The 19,713-nt window shown below is 33.8% G+C and carries 21 protein-coding genes; 6 read left to right on the top strand and 15 right to left on the bottom strand.

From position 1 onward, the window contains the following. Positions 1–137: 137 nt before the first annotated feature. From ACFPH8_RS04720 to murI, 3 genes are all read left to right on the top strand, one after another. Positions 138–1,166, top strand: coding sequence for an OmpH/Skp family outer membrane protein (locus ACFPH8_RS04720; RefSeq protein ID WP_376858868.1), 1,029 nt, complete (start codon positions 138–140; stop codon positions 1,164–1,166). Positions 1,167–1,204: 38 nt separating this feature from the next. Then, on the top strand, positions 1,205–1,714 hold the full coding sequence (locus tag ACFPH8_RS04715) for an OmpH/Skp family outer membrane protein (protein ID WP_066248235.1): 510 nt from the start codon (positions 1,205–1,207) through the stop codon (positions 1,712–1,714). A gap of 62 nt (positions 1,715–1,776) precedes the next feature. Beyond that, entirely contained in the window at positions 1,777–2,556 is a 780-nt protein-coding gene (murI, locus tag ACFPH8_RS04710) for a glutamate racemase (protein WP_248397671.1), read from the top strand. Positions 2,557–2,560: 4 nt separating this feature from the next. Here murI and ACFPH8_RS04705 read toward each other — a convergent pair whose 3' ends face one another. From ACFPH8_RS04705 to ACFPH8_RS04690, 4 genes are all read right to left on the bottom strand, one after another. Then, positions 2,561–3,076: a gamma carbonic anhydrase family protein gene (locus ACFPH8_RS04705; protein WP_376858865.1), complete on the bottom strand. Its 516-nt coding sequence runs from the start codon at positions 3,074–3,076 to the stop codon at positions 2,561–2,563. A 292-nt stretch (positions 3,077–3,368) separates the two neighbouring features. Beyond that, positions 3,369–4,103: a LytR/AlgR family response regulator transcription factor gene (locus tag ACFPH8_RS04700; protein ID WP_376858863.1), complete on the bottom strand. Its 735-nt coding sequence runs from the start codon at positions 4,101–4,103 to the stop codon at positions 3,369–3,371. Between the two features lie 70 nt (positions 4,104–4,173). Further along, complete coding sequence (locus ACFPH8_RS04695) at positions 4,174–6,339, bottom strand: histidine kinase (RefSeq protein WP_376858861.1); 2,166 nt, start codon at positions 6,337–6,339, stop codon at positions 4,174–4,176. Positions 6,340–6,570: 231 nt separating this feature from the next. Then, entirely contained in the window at positions 6,571–7,572 is a 1,002-nt protein-coding gene (locus ACFPH8_RS04690; RefSeq protein WP_376858859.1) for a PorP/SprF family type IX secretion system membrane protein, read from the bottom strand. A 255-nt stretch (positions 7,573–7,827) separates the two neighbouring features. Here ACFPH8_RS04690 and ACFPH8_RS04685 point away from each other — a divergent pair, with 255 nt between their 5' ends. The 3 genes from ACFPH8_RS04685 (at position 7,828) to ACFPH8_RS04675 (ending at position 10,048) form a co-directional block, all read left to right on the top strand. Next, the gene (locus ACFPH8_RS04685) at positions 7,828–8,730 is read left to right on the top strand and encodes a NifU family protein (RefSeq protein ID WP_248397661.1); all 903 of its coding nucleotides are present in this window, start codon (positions 7,828–7,830) and stop codon (positions 8,728–8,730) included. 57 nt (positions 8,731–8,787) lie between these two features. Next, positions 8,788–8,988 carry a dodecin family protein gene (locus ACFPH8_RS04680; protein ID WP_092206572.1) on the top strand — a complete coding sequence of 67 codons (201 nt, stop codon included), beginning with the start codon at positions 8,788–8,790 and terminating at the stop codon, positions 8,986–8,988. Positions 8,989–9,229: 241 nt separating this feature from the next. Next, positions 9,230–10,048 (top strand): mechanosensitive ion channel family protein, encoded by an 819-nt coding sequence (locus ACFPH8_RS04675; RefSeq protein WP_248397659.1) that lies wholly within the window; start codon positions 9,230–9,232, stop codon positions 10,046–10,048. Positions 10,049–10,051: 3 nt separating this feature from the next. Here ACFPH8_RS04675 and tsaB read toward each other — a convergent pair whose 3' ends face one another. The 11 genes from tsaB to ACFPH8_RS04620 all read right to left on the bottom strand — a co-directional run bounded on the left by tsaB (position 10,052) and on the right by ACFPH8_RS04620 (position 19,693). Then, the gene (gene tsaB / locus ACFPH8_RS04670; RefSeq protein WP_376858856.1) at positions 10,052–10,729 is read right to left on the bottom strand and encodes a tRNA (adenosine(37)-N6)-threonylcarbamoyltransferase complex dimerization subunit type 1 TsaB; all 678 of its coding nucleotides are present in this window, start codon (positions 10,727–10,729) and stop codon (positions 10,052–10,054) included. A gap of 4 nt (positions 10,730–10,733) precedes the next feature. After that, entirely contained in the window at positions 10,734–12,119 is a 1,386-nt protein-coding gene (locus ACFPH8_RS04665) for a TolC family protein (RefSeq protein ID WP_339633716.1), read from the bottom strand. Further along, entirely contained in the window at positions 12,106–13,218 is a 1,113-nt protein-coding gene (locus tag ACFPH8_RS04660; RefSeq protein WP_248397653.1) for an efflux RND transporter periplasmic adaptor subunit, read from the bottom strand. Before ACFPH8_RS04660 ends, ACFPH8_RS04665 begins: the two co-directional genes overlap by 14 nt. 60 nt (positions 13,219–13,278) lie before the next feature. After that, positions 13,279–14,523 carry an ABC transporter permease gene (locus ACFPH8_RS04655; RefSeq protein ID WP_376858854.1) on the bottom strand — a complete coding sequence of 415 codons (1,245 nt, stop codon included), beginning with the start codon at positions 14,521–14,523 and terminating at the stop codon, positions 13,279–13,281. Between the two features lies 1 nt (position 14,524). Continuing rightward, positions 14,525–15,754 (bottom strand): ABC transporter permease, encoded by a 1,230-nt coding sequence (locus ACFPH8_RS04650; RefSeq protein WP_248397649.1) that lies wholly within the window; start codon positions 15,752–15,754, stop codon positions 14,525–14,527. After that, a complete protein-coding gene (locus ACFPH8_RS04645; RefSeq protein WP_248397647.1) occupies positions 15,747–16,448 on the bottom strand; it encodes an ABC transporter ATP-binding protein in 702 nt (233 codons plus the stop codon). The genes ACFPH8_RS04650 and ACFPH8_RS04645 overlap by 8 nt, the downstream gene beginning before the upstream one ends. A 140-nt stretch (positions 16,449–16,588) precedes the next feature. Continuing rightward, complete coding sequence (locus ACFPH8_RS04640; RefSeq protein ID WP_248397645.1) at positions 16,589–17,500, bottom strand: carboxypeptidase-like regulatory domain-containing protein; 912 nt, start codon at positions 17,498–17,500, stop codon at positions 16,589–16,591. After that, on the bottom strand, positions 17,501–17,722 hold the full coding sequence (locus tag ACFPH8_RS04635; RefSeq protein WP_248397643.1) for a hypothetical protein: 222 nt from the start codon (positions 17,720–17,722) through the stop codon (positions 17,501–17,503). It lies immediately after the preceding gene. A 12-nt stretch (positions 17,723–17,734) separates the two neighbouring features. Beyond that, positions 17,735–18,268 (bottom strand): DUF420 domain-containing protein, encoded by a 534-nt coding sequence (locus ACFPH8_RS04630; protein ID WP_376858850.1) that lies wholly within the window; start codon positions 18,266–18,268, stop codon positions 17,735–17,737. Next, complete coding sequence (locus tag ACFPH8_RS04625) at positions 18,268–19,023, bottom strand: SCO family protein (RefSeq protein ID WP_248397639.1); 756 nt, start codon at positions 19,021–19,023, stop codon at positions 18,268–18,270. The genes ACFPH8_RS04630 and ACFPH8_RS04625 overlap by 1 nt, the downstream gene beginning before the upstream one ends. Then, the gene (locus tag ACFPH8_RS04620) at positions 19,007–19,693 is read right to left on the bottom strand and encodes a hypothetical protein (protein ID WP_376858848.1); all 687 of its coding nucleotides are present in this window, start codon (positions 19,691–19,693) and stop codon (positions 19,007–19,009) included. The genes ACFPH8_RS04625 and ACFPH8_RS04620 overlap by 17 nt, the downstream gene beginning before the upstream one ends. Positions 19,694–19,713: the final 20 nt, after the last annotated feature.

The following is a 19,713-nucleotide window of genomic DNA, read 5'->3' as shown; positions in this document are numbered from 1 at the left end:
ATTAATTAAATCCCGATTTAAATTATTTTCAAATTAAAATTCATAATTTTGAAAACAGTAATTTAAAAAGGATAGAATAATATAAAAAGTCTGTCGTTTTAGAATTTACACGTTATAAATTATAAAATATGAAACAGATGAAATTAAAAGTTCTTTTTTTAGTGGCTACAGTATTCATGTTAAGCATGTCCAGTTTTGCACAACGTGGTGTAAGAATTGGCTACATAGACACTGAATACATTCTTGAAAATGTTCCAGAATATCAACAAGCAACGTCACAATTGGAAACAAAAGTCCAAAAGTGGAAAAGCGAAATTGAACAACAATTAGGAACTATTGCGCAAAAGCGAAAAGATTTAAGCAATGAAAAAGCGCTTTTAACTAAGGAATTAATTGCCGAGCGTGAAGAGGATATTGCTTTTGAAGAAAAAGAAATATTAGATTATCAGCAAAAGCGTTTTGGTCCAAATGGCGACTTAATGATTCAGAAAAAGCAACTCATTCAACCCATTCAAGATCAAATTTTTTCTGCGGTCCAAGATATTGCAGAAGCCAAGAAATATGATTTTGTTTTTGATAAATCAGCTGATGTAGTGATGCTGTATTCAGCAAAACGGTATGATTTTAGCGAGCAAGTTATTAGAAGTTTAACCCGTAGTGCTAAACGTACCCAAGCAGGTTCTAGAGCAGAAAAACAGGCTGCCCAAGATGAAGATCTGGTTATTGAAGTGGATGAAGAATTAGAAGCAAAACAAGAAGCTGCTGACGAACGCAAAAATGAAATAATGAACGAACGTGAAGCACGTAAATTAGCAGCTCAAAAACGTCGTGACAGTATTATTGAAGCGCGTAATTTAGCGCGTGAAGAAAAATTAAACAGCCGTAATCAGGACAATGAAGCTGATGAAGCCGAAGATGAGGTAGAAGAAACAACTGTTACTGAAAATAACAAAAACAATACAGACTCTGAAGAGGTAAAAACCCCAGAGCAAATTGCTGAAGAGCGCAGACAGGAAAAATTAGATGATCGTGCGCGCAGAAAACAAGAATTAGAAGAACGTAAGCAACGAATTCTAGCCGAAAGAGAACAAGCACGTTTAGAGCGTGAAAAAGCTAGAAACAACACAAATGAAGACACGCCAGACGAGGATGAAGGCGATAATTAATAATTAAATTTATAACACACATTAATACTATTTTTAAAATGAAACAATTCAAAACCCTTTTATTTGCAGCAGCATTATTTATTGGAGCAACCAGTTTTACACAAGCTCAAAGCAAAGTTGCGCACATTAATACCCAAGATTTAATTAAATCTATGCCAGAAATGTCAACAGCACAATCTGAAATGGAAAAATTGGGCAAAACGTATGAAGCTGATATTAAAGCTATGGTAACTGAATACCAAAATAAAATGAAGCAATACGAAGCGGAAGCACCAACAAAAACGGATGAAGAAAACCAAAAACGTTTGATTGAAGTTCAAACTATGGAGCAAAACATCCAACAATATCGTGGTACTGCGCAACAAGACATGCAAAAGAAAGAAGTAGACTTATTAAAGCCTATTACTGAAAAAGCCAAAGCAGCTATCTTAAAAGTAGCAAGAGCTCAAGGTTTTGAGTATGTACTTGATTCTACACAAGGTGGTGGTGTAATCATGGCCGACGGTAAAAATTTATTAGACGATGTTAAGAAAGCGTTAGGTATCTAATCTTTTTTTAAAATATTCTACAAAAAGCCACTTATATCAAGTGGCTTTTTTATTTTTGGTATATGAGCACAAAACCCATTGGCATATTCGATTCTGGTGTTGGTGGCACGTCCATTTGGAACGAGCTCCACCTGCGTTTACCACATGAGAATACCATTTACCTTGCCGATAGTAAAAACTCGCCCTATGGTACTAAAACGCAGCAGGAAATTATTCAATTAAGTATCAAAAACACCGAACACCTAATGTCCAAAGGCTGCAAACTCATTGTTGTGGCTTGCAACACCGCGACAACCAATTCCATAAAAATACTTCGCGAAAAATTTCCAATTCCCTTTATAGGTATTGAACCTGCTATTAAACCAGCAGCTTTAAATACTAAAACCAAAGCCATTGGTATTCTTGCCACTCGCGGCACCTTGTCCAGCGAATTATTTCATCAAGCAGCAGATTTATATAGTCGGCATATACAAGTTATAGAACAAGAAGGCGAAGGTATAGTGCAATTAATTGAATCGGGTAAATTAAATTCATCTGAAATGACTGGCTTATTAAAACTCTATTTACAACCCATGATTAAAGCCAATATTGATTATTTAGTCTTAGGCTGTACGCACTACCCCTATTTACTTCCACAGCTATTAGAGTTATTGCCAGAGCAGGTTAAAATTATTGATTCAGGAGAAGCAGTTGCCAAACAGACGGAACTCATTTTAAAAGAGAATAATTTATTAAATAGCTCCATGACTAAAGGGAAGTGGCAATTTAACACCAATGCAAGTACAGAGGTTATTACCACGCTTTTAGGTGGTAATCATGATATTTCGTATTTGGATTTTTAAGAATCTACTCTTTAAACCAACCCGAATATGTCACGTAGTTTTCGGCTATTCTATTAATTTCACCTGAAATTAATTCTTGGCTAATATCCTTTACTTTTTTAGCTGGAATGCCTGCATAAATGCTATTTGATTCTATATGTGTATTTTTGGTTACCACAGCACCTGCAGCAATAATACTATTGCTTTCTACAACACAATCATCCATTACTATACTACCCATACCAATAAGTACATTATCATGGATGGTACACCCATGTACGATAGCATTATGTCCAATAGACACATTATTTCCTATGGTGGTTGGCGATTTCTGATATGTAGCATGAATAATGGCACCATCCTGAACATTCACTTTATTTCCCATTTTAATATAATGGACATCGCCACGAATAACGGCATTAAACCAAACGCTGCAGTTTGATCCCATTGAAACATCGCCAACAATGGTTGCGTTTTCGGCAATATAACAATTAGTTGGTATGTTTGGTGCTTTTCCGTTTACGGGTTTGATAACAGGCATAATAATGTTGCTTTTATAAATTATGTTTTGAGTATTCGTTTTTATGAATTGCTAAAGTAGGATTATTTTTGAGATTAATATTTCTACTCTTACTGAATGGTTTTGAGAAATGCCTAAAAGACCTAAAAGGTTTCTAAAACCTGATAGGTTTGGAAATCTAGGGTGATATAAAAAATTTATTAGTTCTCGCTTCGCTTGAAATGGTTAACGCTTGTGTTAAATTTGAAGTGCTGTATTTAAAGCTATGAGATTAGCTCCTCTGAATCTTCGATTTCCTGCTTTTGCAGGAATTCTATTTAAAAAAAGCCAAAAATTCCGCTTTTCTAGAAGCCGAAACACTCACTTGCTTCCCATTACTCAACACAACACTTCCACCCTTTCCTTTCACGTATTTTAAAATCTCGTTGACGTTTACTAAATAGGATTTATGCACGCGTGAAAAGTGGCTATCCATCAACGCATCTTCAAAATACTTCAAGGTCTTACTTACCAATTTCTTTTTCTCATTATTTAAATAAATCTCCGTGTAGTTATCATCGGCTTTGCAATACAAAATATCTGCTGTGTTGATGACTTCAAACCCATCCTGCTGTGGTATGGTTATTTTTCCTGAAATCACCTGTATTTTAGGGACTAAAACCTGATCTTGAAGCGCGGATTCTTTCTGTTTAATTTCAGTTACATAATCCACCGCTTTAATTAATTCATCAATAGAAATTGGCTTCATTAAATAATACGATGCGTGAGCATTTAACGCATCCATAGCATAGTGATTATAGGCTGTTACAAATATGGTTTCAAAATTAATATCGCCTACTTTTTCTAATAAATCGAAGGCATTTCCATAAGGCATTTCCACGTCTAGAAATACCAAATCTAGTTCGTTATTTCTAATTAAAATGAGTGCTTCCTCCACGTTTTCTGCTTCACCTAAAACCTGGACATTTGGACAGTAGCGTGTTAAGTAGTTTTTTAAAATATCACGACTAGTATGTTCGTCTTCGACTATTATAGCTTTTAGTTTCATATTCTTATTTTTTTAGATTTGGGAATCTCATTCTTTTGTTTACAAATTAAGTTGTCTTATTATGCGATAATCAATCTTTTTTCAATTTGACAATCACTTGGGTTCCTGCATCTTCTTCATCCTGAAAATCGGAAATGCTTACATCTACTTTATCCTGATACATATCATTTAAAATAGACACCCGTTTTTGAATATTACTCATGCCTTGTGAGTTATGCTTTTTCTGATTATCAGTTTTTAATTCTTTAGAACGTTCGCGACCAATACCATTATCAGAAATGGTAATCGTTAGTTCTGTTTCGCTTGTTTTACAGATTCTAATGGACAACAACCCTTTGGTTGTTTTATAACGTAAACCATGCCATACTGCATTTTCTATATACGGTTGTAACAGCATAGGTGGAATTTGAAAGTCGGAAACAACCACATTATCCGCAATGGTTATCTCATAATCAAATTTATCTTGGAACCGGAAATGCTCCAATTTCGTGTAAAGCTCCAACAGGGCAATCTCTTTTTCCAAGGGAATAAAATCAGCTTCACTATTCTCTAAAACGGAACGCATGAGATGGGAAAAATCGGATAAATATCTATTAGCTGTTCGCTCATCATTAGCCGCTATAAAACTATTTACGGAGTTTAAGGCATTAAAAATAAAATGCGGATTCATTTGGCTACGCAATGATTTTAAAGCTAATAAATTATTTGCCAAACGTTGTTGTTTAATGTATTTATACATAAAATAAGCCGTAACCAAAAGCAACAATAATCCTCCAATTAAAGAGTAGATTATGAGCTGCTGACGCTTGTTACGTTCTGATGTTAATTGATACTTACTTTCTGATAATTGTCTATCGGATTCCAAACTGGTAATCCGGTTTTGTTTTTCAGCAATTTCTTTGCTAAAACGTGCCGCTTGAATTATTTCTTGCTCCTTTTTAATATACAAGGTTTCCACCAGATCTGTATATTCCTTGTAGGTTTCCAGGGCTTTATCATAATCGCCAGAACTACTATAAACCTCTGATAGTTTTCGCTTGGCATCCTTGGCAACCACTAAATCATTTTTTGCACTGGCTTCATTTATACTTTTTTCCAGATAGGTTTTAGCGCTATTATAATCCTTTTTTAAATAATAGGCATTGCCAATTTTATAGTTTTGTTTTTGAACAGTTAACGCACTTTCATTACCGATAGCCGAATCTAACTCAATATTTTGAATGGCTTGTATGGCTTGTTTTCGCAGTTCAATTTCATCAGAAAAATTTTGACTTCTATTTTTGAAATCGGCCACTTTCACTTTCTCCTCCACAGCACGCGAACCGGTTTCTTGAGAGGCTAATTTTAAAGCATTATCAAAGTAATCTTCTGCTTCTTTTTCATTCCCAGTTTCACTCAACACTTGGGCTATTTTCGAATTTAAATCGGTTATTTTGGCTTTTATTTTATAATAATTTGCTTTCTCTAAAGCTGAATTATAAGCCTTTAAAGCCTTTGGATAATCATGAATACTAGTATAAGTATCACCAAGTCCTTCATGTAAAACAACCTGTTGCCAATTACTTAAATCAGATTTTGAAACATTTTGATATGTCGCAATACTTTCTTGGTAACTTTTATTGTACCAATAGGCTTTGGCTAATTTTAACTGAACAGTATGAGATTTAACACTTTGAAGGCTAATGCGATAATTACTAATTGCTAAATCATATTGTTTCCAATGAATATATACATCACCTAAAACTTCATATACTTGCGAATTTTCGTTAATAGAGCGACTTTTGGAAAGCGCTTCTGTAATAAATTGCAAGCTTTTTTCTATATCTGTTTTTAAATAGGTTTCCGCAGAATCTATAGATGCATTAAAAGTTGACTCTTGATTTATTTTTGGCGCTTCAAACGTTAACTCATTTGCTCGCACTTCTATTTTTATGCGTTCGTTATCTTTTATGGTGTAGTAAACGGTTTGGAAATCTTTATGCCTTATCACTAATTCATCACCTCTTTTTGCCTGAATTCTAAATTCACCAGCCATATTTGTTGTGGTATATGCGCCACCATTTACCTCAATATTAACTTGTGGAATGGGCTTACTAAATTCAGCATCATATACCGACCCACGAACCGTAAAAACAGTTTGTTGCCTATTAGATGATGTTGACATTTCCTGCGCATAGACCATGTAGGGACTGACGTACAGGAACAGAAACAAAAGAGCGGTTAAAAAAGATTTCATTATTAAAATTTACATGTATAAACTTACGTACTTTAAGCGGTATTATAAAATACGTATTTGCAAATACGGTGAAGATTTTAAGTTAAAAAGTGTTGTTTACAAGCTGATTAAATTCATTCCCTAATTAAAATAGGGCTTTCACACATTCTGGGTTTTATTCAAATAAAATTAAACAACATAAAAAAAACTCGGAAGGTTATTCCGAGTTTTAAATTATTTGAATTGTATGTCTTAATTAATTGCAGGACAAGCACAGTGATAACGCTCTTTTCTGCAACCAAAGTTATAACCTAATGTTATTTGGTGAAAACCACCATTGTTGAATACAACTGAATTTGATTGGTATGAATAGGTATATGCAACCATAAAGTCTTTAAAATTAACACCTACAAGTGGTGAAATATATTGTAATTTTTGGCTATTAACACTTCCGCCATCAATATATTCGGCACCATCTAAACTACGACGGTAGGATAAACCTCCCCAAAGCTTTCCGAAATCCATTTCTTTGTAAACTTTCGCATTGATGTCAATGGACGATTCTTTTGTACCATCTTTATATTGAAACATGATGGATGGCTCATAAGTCCATTCACTACCAAACTTCCCTAAAACAATACCTGTAGAGAATAAATAACGTCTTAAATTACTAGTAATTTCGATATCGTTATTAATCCCTTCATTATTTAGAATATTTTTTACAGTAGCATGTGCGTAGAAATTATACAAGAAATATGAAAATCCGAAATCAATATTAAAGTTGGTTGAACTTTGTTCGATTCCTGAAATTATACGATCTGGTAATTCATTTAAGAAAGCTGTCTCGTCCAATTTATATTGGATAGCTCCAACACTTAAACCGAAAGAAAGCATGTTTAAATCTACTTCATTTCTAGAAAACATTAATTGGTATGCATACGTTAAATACGCACCATTTTGCGAGTGGTATCCGTTTTTATCCGTGTAAAAAATGGCGCCAATTCCAGAATTAGATTCACCTATTCTACCATTAGCACTAACAGTTAATAATTTGGGCGCATTTTCATGGCCAAACCATTGCTGTCTACCTGTCATACGTATTTTAGCACAATTGGCAACACCAGCCATAGACGGGTGAATTAAATAATAGTTATCTGTTAGATAATCGGTATAAATAGGAAGTCCTTCTTGGGCTTTTACAAACTGTGTAAAAAAGGCAACAACTGCTATTAAAAAAAACCTTTTCATTCTCATAGTATATTTTTCAAGGTAGATTGGTAAAACCACACTAAATCTTTATCCTTATATAAAACTCGGTTTTTACAATAAAATTATAAATCCGCGACCAAATATATAAAAATTACTTTTTATCACTCCATTACAAAAGTTAAACCTTATCAAATTTCATGAAATTGATAAGTTTTAAACTCTATTTTACCGAGCATTAAAACTCAAATATATGGATATCTATAGTTTTCTTTTAGTATTTTTGCAAAAAAAATATTTATCATGAATCCATATACAGTTTCCATTCAAGAAACTTCCAATAATACAATTGTAAAATTTGAACTTAATCAGTTTATAACCAAGCACCAAAGCTTTGAATTTAATAATATTGATGATGCTAAAAATTCACCTTTAGCACAGCAATTATTTTATTTACCTTTTGTGAAGAAGGTTTATATATCAAGTAATTTTATAGCTATTGAACGTTTTAATATTGTCGAGTGGCCTGATGTTCAAGAGGAAGTTGCAGAACAAATTACCGAATACTTAAATTCGGGTGGCGTTGTAATTACCGACACCACAACGGTAAAAAAAGTACCGATTACGGTTTATGCGGAAAGCACACCTAATCCTGCTGTAATTAAGTTTGTAGCCAATAAAAAATTAGTAACTGCAACTTATGAATTTACATCCATAGACGATGCTAAAGTGTCGCCATTAGCAACAGAATTATTCCATTTTCCGTTTGTGAAAAGTGTTTTTATGGAAGACAATTACATTTCTGTAACTAAATATGACATGGCAGAATGGGAAACTATCACCATGGAATTACGCGAGTTTATCCGAACATTTATTGAAAATGGTAAGGAAGTCGTAAATGCTAATGCGCAAGAAGTACTAAATATTACAAGTGAAAAACTGGACGAAACCTATGAATCACGCGATGATACGTCCAAAGAAATAATAAACATTTTAGAAGAATATATAAAACCTGCCGTAGCAAGTGATGGTGGAAATATTCAATTTGAATCCTACAATCCAGAAACGAAAACCGTAAAAGTTATTTTACAAGGTGCGTGTAGTGGCTGTCCATCGTCTACGTTTACCTTGAAAAATGGTATTGAAAATATGCTAAAAGAAATGCTTAAAGGTCGTGTGGAAACAGTTGAAGCCTTAAACGGATAATTTTATATTCCGAAATATAATTAGTAACTTAACAGCTAAACTTAAAAAAACAATATTATGGCTATTTTAAAAGTTATTGAAGTATTATCAAATTCTGAAACCAGCTGGGAAGACGCAACCCGAAAAGCCGTTAAGGAAGCATCTAAAACCGTAAAAAACATTCGTTCGGTTTATGTAAAAGAACAAAGTGCTATTGTAAATGGCGATAACGTAACCGAATTTCGAGTGAATATAAAAATAACCTTCGAGGTTAAATAATAACAACTATTTGAAGCGCCCTTTTTAGGGCGTTTTTTTATGCCCCATTCTTAATAGCTTGTATGCTATTCGTTGGAATTGGTAGTTTTCACCTATTAATTTGCTATTTAGTTTCATTCATCAATCCAAACCATACCTCACTTATTATCTAACTGTTAATCATTATTTTAAATTTCTATAATTTTTAGAACTGTGAGATAATACTTAAATTTGTCACTTAATTAATCTCACTAAGCACATTATGGATAAAAATTTAGATTACTGGATAGAACAAGGCATTGCATTTGTAACCACTTACGGTTTAAAAGTTATTGGAGCCATTGTTATATGGATTGTTGGTTCTTGGCTTATTAAAAAGATTCTTAAAGGTTTCAAAAAAATGATGGATAAAGGTCATTATGAAGTAAGCCTCAAGAAATTTCTTGTAGATTTAATCAATGCTATTTTAAAAATATTATTAGTAATTACCATATTAGGCACTTTAGGTGTTCCTACAGCGCAATTTGCCGCTATTATAGCTGCTGCGGGTTTAGCCATTGGTTTAGCACTTCAAGGTTCTTTAGGGAATTTTGCGGGTGGTGTACTTTTAATGGTATTCAGACCTATTAAAATTGGTGATTTTATTGAAGCCCAAGGTGAAAGTGGAACCGTTAAAGAAATTGAAATTTTTACGACTAAATTAAATACAACAGATAATAAAGAAGTCATAATTCCAAATGGCGCATTATCAAATGGCAATATTATTAATTATAGTACAGAAGATACACGACGTGTAGATTTTACGTTTGGTGTTGGTTATGATTCTGACATTAAGAAAACCAAAGAAATACTTTTTGGTGTAATTAATTCGCATCCATTGGTATTGAAAGATCCGGCTACGGCTGTAAATGTATCTGAATTAGCGGATAGCTCTATTAATTTCTTTACACGTGCATGGGTTAAGAAAGAAGATTATTGGACCGTTAAGTTTGATGTTATGGAACAAACAAAAGAAGCACTTGATGCGGCTGGAATTGATATTCCTTACCCACACCAAGTGGAAATACACAAAGAAGGCTAATACCTATCTTTTAGATTTTGGTTTAATAGCTACAAAATCTTTTAAATAATACGGCTCAAAATAAGCGACATCTTCGGTGTCGCTTTTTTTGTACTTATTAAAAGCCAAAACACCCATTTCATTAGCTGATGGTAACTTGTGCTCTATAAAAACAGCTTTTTTATGTGTAATGAGTGCTTTTGTTTTTTCAACACCATTACCTATAAAATGAACCTGACTTTTATCCAGAAATTCAGCATATGATGTTTCATCTAAAACTTCTGCTTCAATTCCACGAATAGGTTGATAGTTTGCATTGTAAATAGCGGCGTAAACTTCCATACGTCTGGCATCTAACATGGGAATGATAATGCCCTTGGTAATATTAACTTGATGCGCCATAGCTTCCAAAGTGGAAACACTAATCAGCGGAATATTTAAAGCAAAACACAAGCCTTTTGCTGCCGAAACACCAATGCGTAAACCGGTATAAGACCCAGGACCTTTACTAATGGCTACGGCATCAATTTCCGATTTATCTATATGGTTTTCTTTTAGAATGTCATTAATAAAAACATGTAAACGTTCCGCATGCGAAAAGCCATTATTATAATCTTCTTTTAAAGCAAAAGTCTCTCCTTCTTTTGAAAGAGAGACCGAACAATTTGTTGTTGCTGTTTCTATACTTAATATTATTGCCACGGCATTATTCTGTTAAAGGAATTCCTAAATAGAAATCTAATACTTTCGTTTTAAATACAAAATTATATTTCGCATTAATTACGTTTGCTTGTGCATTTACCAATCGGTTTCTTACTTGCTCAAATTCAAAAGCGTTCATCACGCCTAAATTATAACTGTCTTGTGCATTTCTAAACGATTCATCTTGCGCATTTAATGACGTTTCTGATGCTTCAAATTGTTTAAGAGCCGCTTTAGCATCGGCATAAGCTTGTTCAATATTGGTGCGTAAATCTTGTTTTGCTTGATCCATACCATATTCTATACGCTTACTATTAATAACTGCTCGACTCACATTTGCTTTAGTCTGAAAACCATTGAAAATTGGAATGTTTAATCTGAAACCTAAATTGTAACCTAAATTATCCTCTAATTGTTGACCAAATCCATTAGGTTCAAAAACAAAATTAGAAGGATCTGATGGATCAGGAAACACTAAACGCACATCATCTTGCCCTTGAAAATGCTGATAAGATGTTCCTAAACCAGCACCAAAAGTCAATGTTGGATAGTAAGCACTTTTAGCAATTTCTACATTTAATTGCGCATTTTCAATATTCAATTCCGCTTGTCTAATTTCAGGTCTATTTTGAACAGCAAAATCATAAATATCGTTGGCAGATTTTTCTTGAACCATAACTGCCGGTAGGGTTAAAGCCATTGGCTGAACATCAAAACCATCTTGAGAAACTTGTAATAACTGTGCCAGACTCAACAAGGCTAAATCTACACTGTTTTGGGTATTTATTAAACGCTCTTGATCACTTGCCAATTGGGCTTGTACTTCATATAAATCAGCACGCGGACGCACACCAGAATCAACTAATTCTGATAATTGATTAACCTGCTTTTCAGAAATAATTATTTGTTCCTCGGCTACTTTTAAATTTTCCTTATTTAATAGAATGTTTAAATATTGGTTTACAACATTCAATGAAATATTATCCTTTAAAATATCTAATTGCAACTGACTAGATTCAATTCCTAATTCTGCTTGTTTATAAGTGCTGGTATTTCGAAATCCATTAAATAAAACAATACCTGTATTTAAGCCAAAGCTATTACCTCTAGAATCCCTTGACACACGATTACCATCTTGCCCAATAAACGAACCGAAATTCCAATTTTGGGAAGCGTTTCCATCCAAAGTTGGTAGGAAATTTCCTTTAGCCGTAATTAAATCTTGGTCTGCTAATTCCGTATCTAGTTCTGTTTGCTTAATGCTAATATTGTTTTCCAAGGCGTAGTTTACACATTCTTCCAGCGTCCATACTTTTTCTTGAGCATATGAACTAACAGAAAAAACAACCGTTAAAAACGAAAGGGTTAGTACTTTATTAATCTTCATCATTGTTATCTTCTTTTGCTTTATTCCAAACTTTTATTTTATCAGTTTCTGAAACACCTTCAGTAATTTCAACATTTATTCCATCTGAAATACCTAACTCAACATATTTCTCTTCATAGGTACCATCTTCTTTTTGAACTTCTACAAATGGCTTTTCCGTAAAACGATTAAATTGTAATAAGGCTTCCTTTACAACCATTACGCTATCTTTACTTTCCATTTCAATTTCTGCATTAGCGCTGTAACCAGCCCTAATTTTTACAGACGGATTAACTTCTACGTCTGCTTTAATAGTAAATTGAACTGCACCATTTTCTTCAATTCCTTTTGGCGCTACAAACGTTAATTTAGATGGAAATTCTTGTTGATTAATAGCGCCAAGAACCACAATAATATCTTTCCCTTCTTCTAGTTTTCCTACTTCAGATTCATCAACTTTTCCTTCGAAAATCATTTTACTCATATCTGCAATGGTAGCAATGGTTGTTCCTGCATTAAAGCTATTAGATTCAATTACTTGATCTCCCTCACGTACCGGAATTTCTAAAACAGTTCCAGGAATTTGTGCTACAATATTGGTGTTGGCAGAACCACCTCCAGATAAGGAACCTTGTTTGATGATTTGAAAGTCATTTTGAGCCTGACGTAAAGATTCATTTGCTTGGTTTAAGGACAACTCACTGTTTTCAAAATCTTGTTTTGAAATAACACCTTTTTCAAAAAGGGCTTTATTTCTGTCGTATAAGGTTTTGGAATTATCAAAAGATAATTGTGCACTATTAATTCGACTTCTTGCACTTACTAAACTTTGTTCGTTAGGTACCACACGAATTCTGGCAATTAAATCGCCTTTCTTAACAACGTCACCTTCTTCAACCAAAATTTTATCAATAATTCCAGCTATTTGCGGTTTCAATTCAATTTCTTCTTCAGGGTTTAATTTCCCTGTGGCAACCACTTTTGTTTTTATAGAGGTGAAAAATGGTGTTTCTGTTTTAAATTCTTCAATAGCTTTAGAATTGGAGTCTTTAAAGTATTTAATTACCCAAACAAATAGTACTAGGACTACGATGCCAATGATGATTTTTACTGCTTTATTCATTTGATTGTGTTTATTATTTTAATTGATCGGTTGGTTTTATAATATCTAAATTTTATTTATTTATTCTTCGCGTAATGCTTCTATAGGTTTAATACTAGTGGCTTTAAATGCTGGAATTAATCCGATTAAAGTACCTAAAACAACTAAAATGATCAAGGCTATAAATACAACTGAAATGGAAACAGATGCATTTACCATGGTTGCGTCTGGACCTTGCCCAAATGCGGCATCTAATGCTATCAAAATCCATCCACCACTAATAATCCCAAAGAATCCCGCCAGTAAAGTAATGAAAACGGCTTCTACTAAAATCTGTCGTTTTATTTCGTAAGGCGTGGCTCCTAGTGCACGGCGGACACCAATTTCTTTGGTGCGTTCTTTGACGGTAATTAATAGAATATTACCAATGGCAAAAACACCCGCAATAAGGGTTGCAATACCTACGAACCATGTCAAAAATTGCATACCAGAAAGAAAACCCGTCATTTTTGCAAACTCTTTACCTAAATTAAAACTTCCAAAGGCACGTTTATCTTCCGGATGCACGTTATTTAAATTTCTTAAAATGAGCTTTGCGTCTTCTTCAATTTGTTTGATGTTGTATTCCGGTTTCCCAGTAATCATCATCCAACTGATGTTTTCGCCACGGTTATAAATTTGCTGGAAGGTGGTAAACGGAATATGCATATCCGTTGATGGCCCCATATTCATATTGCCTACTTCAAAAACACCAATCACCATAAAGTTCATACTGTTTATTTGGATCAACTCGCCAATAGCTTGAACATCTTTTTCAAATAGTTGTTTGTAAACATCTTCTGAAATGACTACAACTTTTCTATTCGCATCTATATCGTTTTGATTGATAAAGCGACCGTGAATTAACTTTTTCTTCTGCACTTTATCTAATAAAGGATAATCCCCATTTATACCAAAGGTTCCCGAAAGGAAATTCCGAACCACCATGGCTTGGCTTTGGCTTCTTGGTACTACAAATTCAATACCTTCTACATTCTCTTCTACTTTTTTAGCATCCGTTAATGTCAACTTTACTTGTCTTCCTTCTTGAAAGCCTTGAAATGGTTTGCTGGTGCTTTGTGCCCAAACGAATACACTGTTCGTAGCAAAATCGCCAAACAAACGATTAAATGCATTCTCTAATCCCCTGGCAGAACCAAGAAGACCAATAAGTAGGAGAATTCCCCACCAAACACCTACCATGGTTAATATAGATCGTAGTTTGTTTTTACTAAGACTATCAAAAACCTCTTGCCAAGTATCTCTATCTGTTAAAAATTTAAACATATTAGTCGTCTCTTAATGCTACAATGGGTTTAATTTGTGATGCTTTTTTAGCTGGTAAATAACCTGCAATTGCACCTGCTAAAATAAGTGTAATGGTTGCCGCAATAATTAGTGACGGTTGTACACTTGGATCCTTAATAAAATATGTTTCCAACGTTGGAGCAGCAAGTTCTAAAACACCGACACCTAATAACAAGCCAACATAACCTGCAATGGCAGTAATTAAAATAGATTCTATTAAAATAATAGATACAATAGATCGTGGTGTAGCGCCTAATGCTTTACGAATGCCAATTTCCTTGGTACGTTCTTTTACAATAAAAATCATTATATTACTAATACCAACGACACCTGCTATTAAGGTTCCAAAACCAATTACGAAAATGATAAATCCTAAGGCGGTTGTCATTTGCCCCACAGCTTTGGTACCTTCCGCCATGTTTTGAATACGAATTGCACGCTGATCGGTTTCCGCAACATCAAAGCGGTTTTTCATTTTATTAGTAAGTGTTCTACCAAACGCAATGGCTTGGTCGTAATTCATTTCAGGATTATAGGTCAAGTTAATTTGATCTACATAATCTGTATTACCATATAACCGTTGTGCGGTGGAAATGGGCATATAAATTAAGCGTTCCTCATTATCGCCGCCATCATCCGAGAAAACACCAACTACTTTATACGGAATACCATCTAGGTTAATATATTTTCCTAAAGCGGTTGTTCTTAAAAATAAATCTTCTTCAACCAAACGACCTATAACAGCCACCTTAGTGTGGTTTTGAACATCCAACTCATTAATGTATCGTCCTTGATCCATTATGGTCATTTCTAAATATTGATGGTCCGGGTGAACTGCGCGAACAGAATAACTACTTTTTTCGTTTCTAAAAGTAGCCGTTACATTTCTATAGATTCTAGAGGTTATAAATTGAACTTCATCTTTAAACTCGTCTTTAACATAGGAATAGTCTTCATTTTTAAACTGAATACGTCTACCTGCCTGAAGTCCTTTATTGGCCTTGGTAGTCATACCCGAATAAATCATAATGGAATTATTGGCATCGTCATTAAAGGCGTCTGAAAAAGTATTTTGAAGTCCGTTAGCTAATCCAAAAAGAACAGCAAATAGTAAAATAGCAAAAGCTACCGTAAATCCTGAAAGCAAACTTCGCGTTCGGTTTTTATTGATACTTTGAAATATCTCACGCCAAAGATCTAAATCAAACATATTGTTCGGCTCTAACTTGTTCTACAAAAACATCTTCCATAATAACACCATCTTTTAAACGGACAATACGCTTACACATATTGGCAATATCTTCTTCATGCGTTACCATTAATATGGTTTTTCCTTCATCATTTAACTGCTGAATAAAGGCCATAATTTCATAAGATGTTTTGGTGTCTAGAGCACCTGTAGGCTCATCGGCAAGAAGTAATTTTGGGTTTGCAGCCAACGCTCGTGCAATAGCAACACGCTGTTTCTGTCCACCAGACAATTCATTTGGCAAGTGGTGTGCCCAATTGGCAAGACCAACCTTTTCCAAATGAAACATACCCAATTCTTGACGTTCAGCACGCTTCATGCCTTGATAATACAAGGGAAGTGCTACGTTTTCAATTGCATTTTTATAATTGATTAGGTTAAAGGATTGAAAGATAAATCCTAAAAACTTGTTTCTATAAATTGCTGCTTTTTTTTCGGTTAAATTTTTAATGGGAACACCATCAAGAATATACTCACCTTCGTCCGCTTCATCCAACATACCAATAATATTTAATAAGGTAGATTTACCAGAACCCGATGATCCCATAATGGCAACCATTTCACCTTCTTTAACAGAAAGATCAATACCTTTTAATACATGTAAACTGGAGTCACCTATAGGATAGGATTTGTGCAATTTGCTTATAGTTAGCATAATTTACGTTGGTTGGTTAAATTATATTCTACAAGTTAGACTTATAAAACACAAAAATGTTACAACAAAAGTAAATATATTTTAATCGGAGACTTTTGAAGTGCTGTTAAATTTTTTATAAATAAATGATATCTAGGCTATTATTTCTCCAATTGTACGGTAACTTCAACCAATGGATTTGCATAATAATAACGTGTTTTCCCAAAGGCCTTCCACCTCATTTTGCGCTTTAAATGTGTCCACGATTGTCCACGAAAACTGGAATAGGTTAATGGTTCATCATCATAAGTCATAAGCAAATTAGGTGTTGTAATATACATACTTCCCAATGGTTTTTCCGGATTGGGATTTATGGTTTCAATACTCACAAAAATACCTGATTCTAAAAAAGGAATGAATGTATTCTCAAATTCTAGCGTAATGGTTTGATTTTTATTAAGAGGTTTTACAACATAATCATTAAAGGAAATTGCGGCGCCAGGACCTTTGGTGGATTTATTTATTTCGTAAAATTTAATTCGAAAATAAACAGGATAAACATCATAAATATCAGATTGTGTTTTCTTAAGCTTAAAGCTAACCGAGGTTACTTTCCCTGTTTTTCCAGTATCATTTTTAATAAAAATACTGCGTTCATAACCTATGGGAACGGAGGATTTATATTTGACTTTCTTGCGTTTAACACCTAAAGTTTTTGTTGCCGAATACTTCTTTTTCTTATAGACTAGGAGCACATTATCCAAATCCATATTTGCAACAGATAATAATATATCCAATTGATTTCTATCCTTTAAAAAAGGATGTAAGGCAATCGTTTTAGACTGATAACCCAGCATAGAAATAAATAAGGTATCATTAGGGTGCTTTTTTAAATGGAGTACAAAATTCCCCAAACTATCTGTAGATGTCCCGTATTTTGAATTTAAAACACTCAAATTAGCATACGCAAGTGTTTTTTTTGAAAGGCTGTCTGAGATGGTTCCATACAGAATTTGGGCATTGAGAGTTTGAAAATTAATTAAAACCCAAAAAACACCTAATATGAAACGCATTTAGTTCTTTTTAGATCTATAATTACGGTATATAAGAAAACCGATTCCACCAACTAAAATATAAGGCACAGCCATGAGATACACAATTCCATTGTTGATACCTTCGGCTTGAGCTTGACCTTCTTCACTTTCCAAAACCGCACGACACATGGCACATTGTGCTTCGGCTGGCAATGTGAAAAACAACATTAATATTCCGGTGATAATGAATGCTTTTTTCATGTGATTATATATTTAAGAAACATAATAGGGTGAAATCATAATAAAAACTACCACACCCGAAACGGCCACAAACAACCAAAGTGGAAATGTAATGCGTGCTATTTTTTTATGACGCTCAATATTATTAGTAATAGCACGCACATAGGTTATTAACACAAACGGAATAACGGCAACAGACAAAATGATATGTAAAATTAAAATAACATAATACACATATTTCATAACGCCATCGCCTCCGTATTTAGTTGAATCACTCGTCATGTGGTACGCCATATACATTAACAAAAAAGCAACCGAAAGTAAAATAGCAAACTTCATTAGTTTTTCATGCAGTTTAATTTTACCGTTGGTTATGGCCCAAAGTGCAGCGACCAAAACAAAGGCAGTTATAGCGTTTGTAGTAGCATAAATTGGAGGCAAAAACATAAGAGGCTCCACATTTGGTATTTTAACCCCAAATAAAACTGCTACTACAAGCGGCACAACAATAGAGAGAACTATAATCCACTTATTATATTTTTGTTCTGTTTTTAAGTTCTGATTCATTATTCTTTCAACAATTTAGCTATATCGGTTTTCAACATGCTTATTTCTTCTTTTTGTCCGTCTTCATCAACCTTTTCTTCCTCACTGATAATACCTGAATAGAAAATTTTTGGATTCCCAAAATCATCCTGTCTAGATCGGATAAAACCATTTTTATCTATTAATGCGAAATTACCAGAATGCTCAAAACCCGCTTCAACGGTTTCATCTTCGCCAACATAAATATTAAAACCTATGTTTGCCAATTCAAAAATAGCATCTTGATCACCTGTCATTAAATTCCAATTTGGATTGGTAATACCATATTCTTCAGCATACGCTTTAAGAACTTCTGGTGTATCCACTTTAGGCATAATTGTAAAGGATGCCACACCAAAATCTTCAATTCCTTCAAATTTATTTTGAATTTGAACCAAATTCTTATTCATTCTTGGACATATGGTTGGACAAGTAGTAAAAAAGAATTCAACCAAATATACTTTCCCTAAATAATCTTGTTCTGTAATGGTTTCGCCATGCTGATTGGTAAAACTGAAAGCAGGTACTTTTTTAGGTGTTCCATTTATATTTATAAAAACAAGATCTGACGATTCGTCTTTAGAGAAATTCGTTTTAGAAATTGGTTCGCTCCTGGTATCATTTCTTACGGTATCACCTTTGGTAATACGATCTACTATTCGTGGTACAAACCAAATTCCAAAAATTAGAATTACAAAGGCGATACCAACATAAGAATAATTAGCTTTTTTGCTCATGACTTGTAGGTTTTAATTCGTTAGCGCGACGTGTTTCCGAGTCGAAATTACCTTTACGTTTTTGACGGTATTCAGTAAAAAGAACACGTAAATCTTCGGCACTCATTTTATTTTTTATAACAGCTACTTGAATGCAATTGTAAGCATCTAAACCATAAATAGCTGCATTTTTTCCTTTTTCCTGATCTGTTCTATCATCCAGACGACCACGCTGATGACGCTCGGTATCTATAAGAAACACATTATCTGTAGCTAAATTATCTGATAAACTGAAGGATGCTTTTAAGCTATTAAAGGTTTTCTGAATAGCCGCTTCCTCCAAATGAACAAAATGCCAAAACCGTAAATCTTCATAACGTGCTATTTCTCTAAACAATTCCTCTGACTCTGCTTCAGAACCATTTGGAACCAACACAACAATTTGAAATTTTTTGAAGCCTTTAAATTTATCGTAAACTAGCTCCTTAAGATTGGAAGCTGCAATTGCCATATCCAAAGGTTTATTTCCAAAAAAGGCTAATACGGTAATATGATCTTGAAGAACAATGTTTTCTGCATTTGGAGGTAGTTCAGCAACATTTTTGTTAATGATATCCAAAGGGTTATAATTGTCTTCAGAAAGGGAAAGTACCAATACAAACATGACTGGTAGAAAAAATAAAATTCCCAAAATAAGATTCCTTTTTATTT

Origin of the sequence: Bizionia hallyeonensis (assembly GCF_042657385.1) — a bacterium.
GTDB lineage: Bacteria > Bacteroidota > Bacteroidia > Flavobacteriales > Flavobacteriaceae > Algorimicrobium > Algorimicrobium hallyeonense.
The sequence above is the reverse complement of the archived record's forward strand: the minus strand, read 5'-3'. Positions and strand labels throughout refer to the sequence as shown.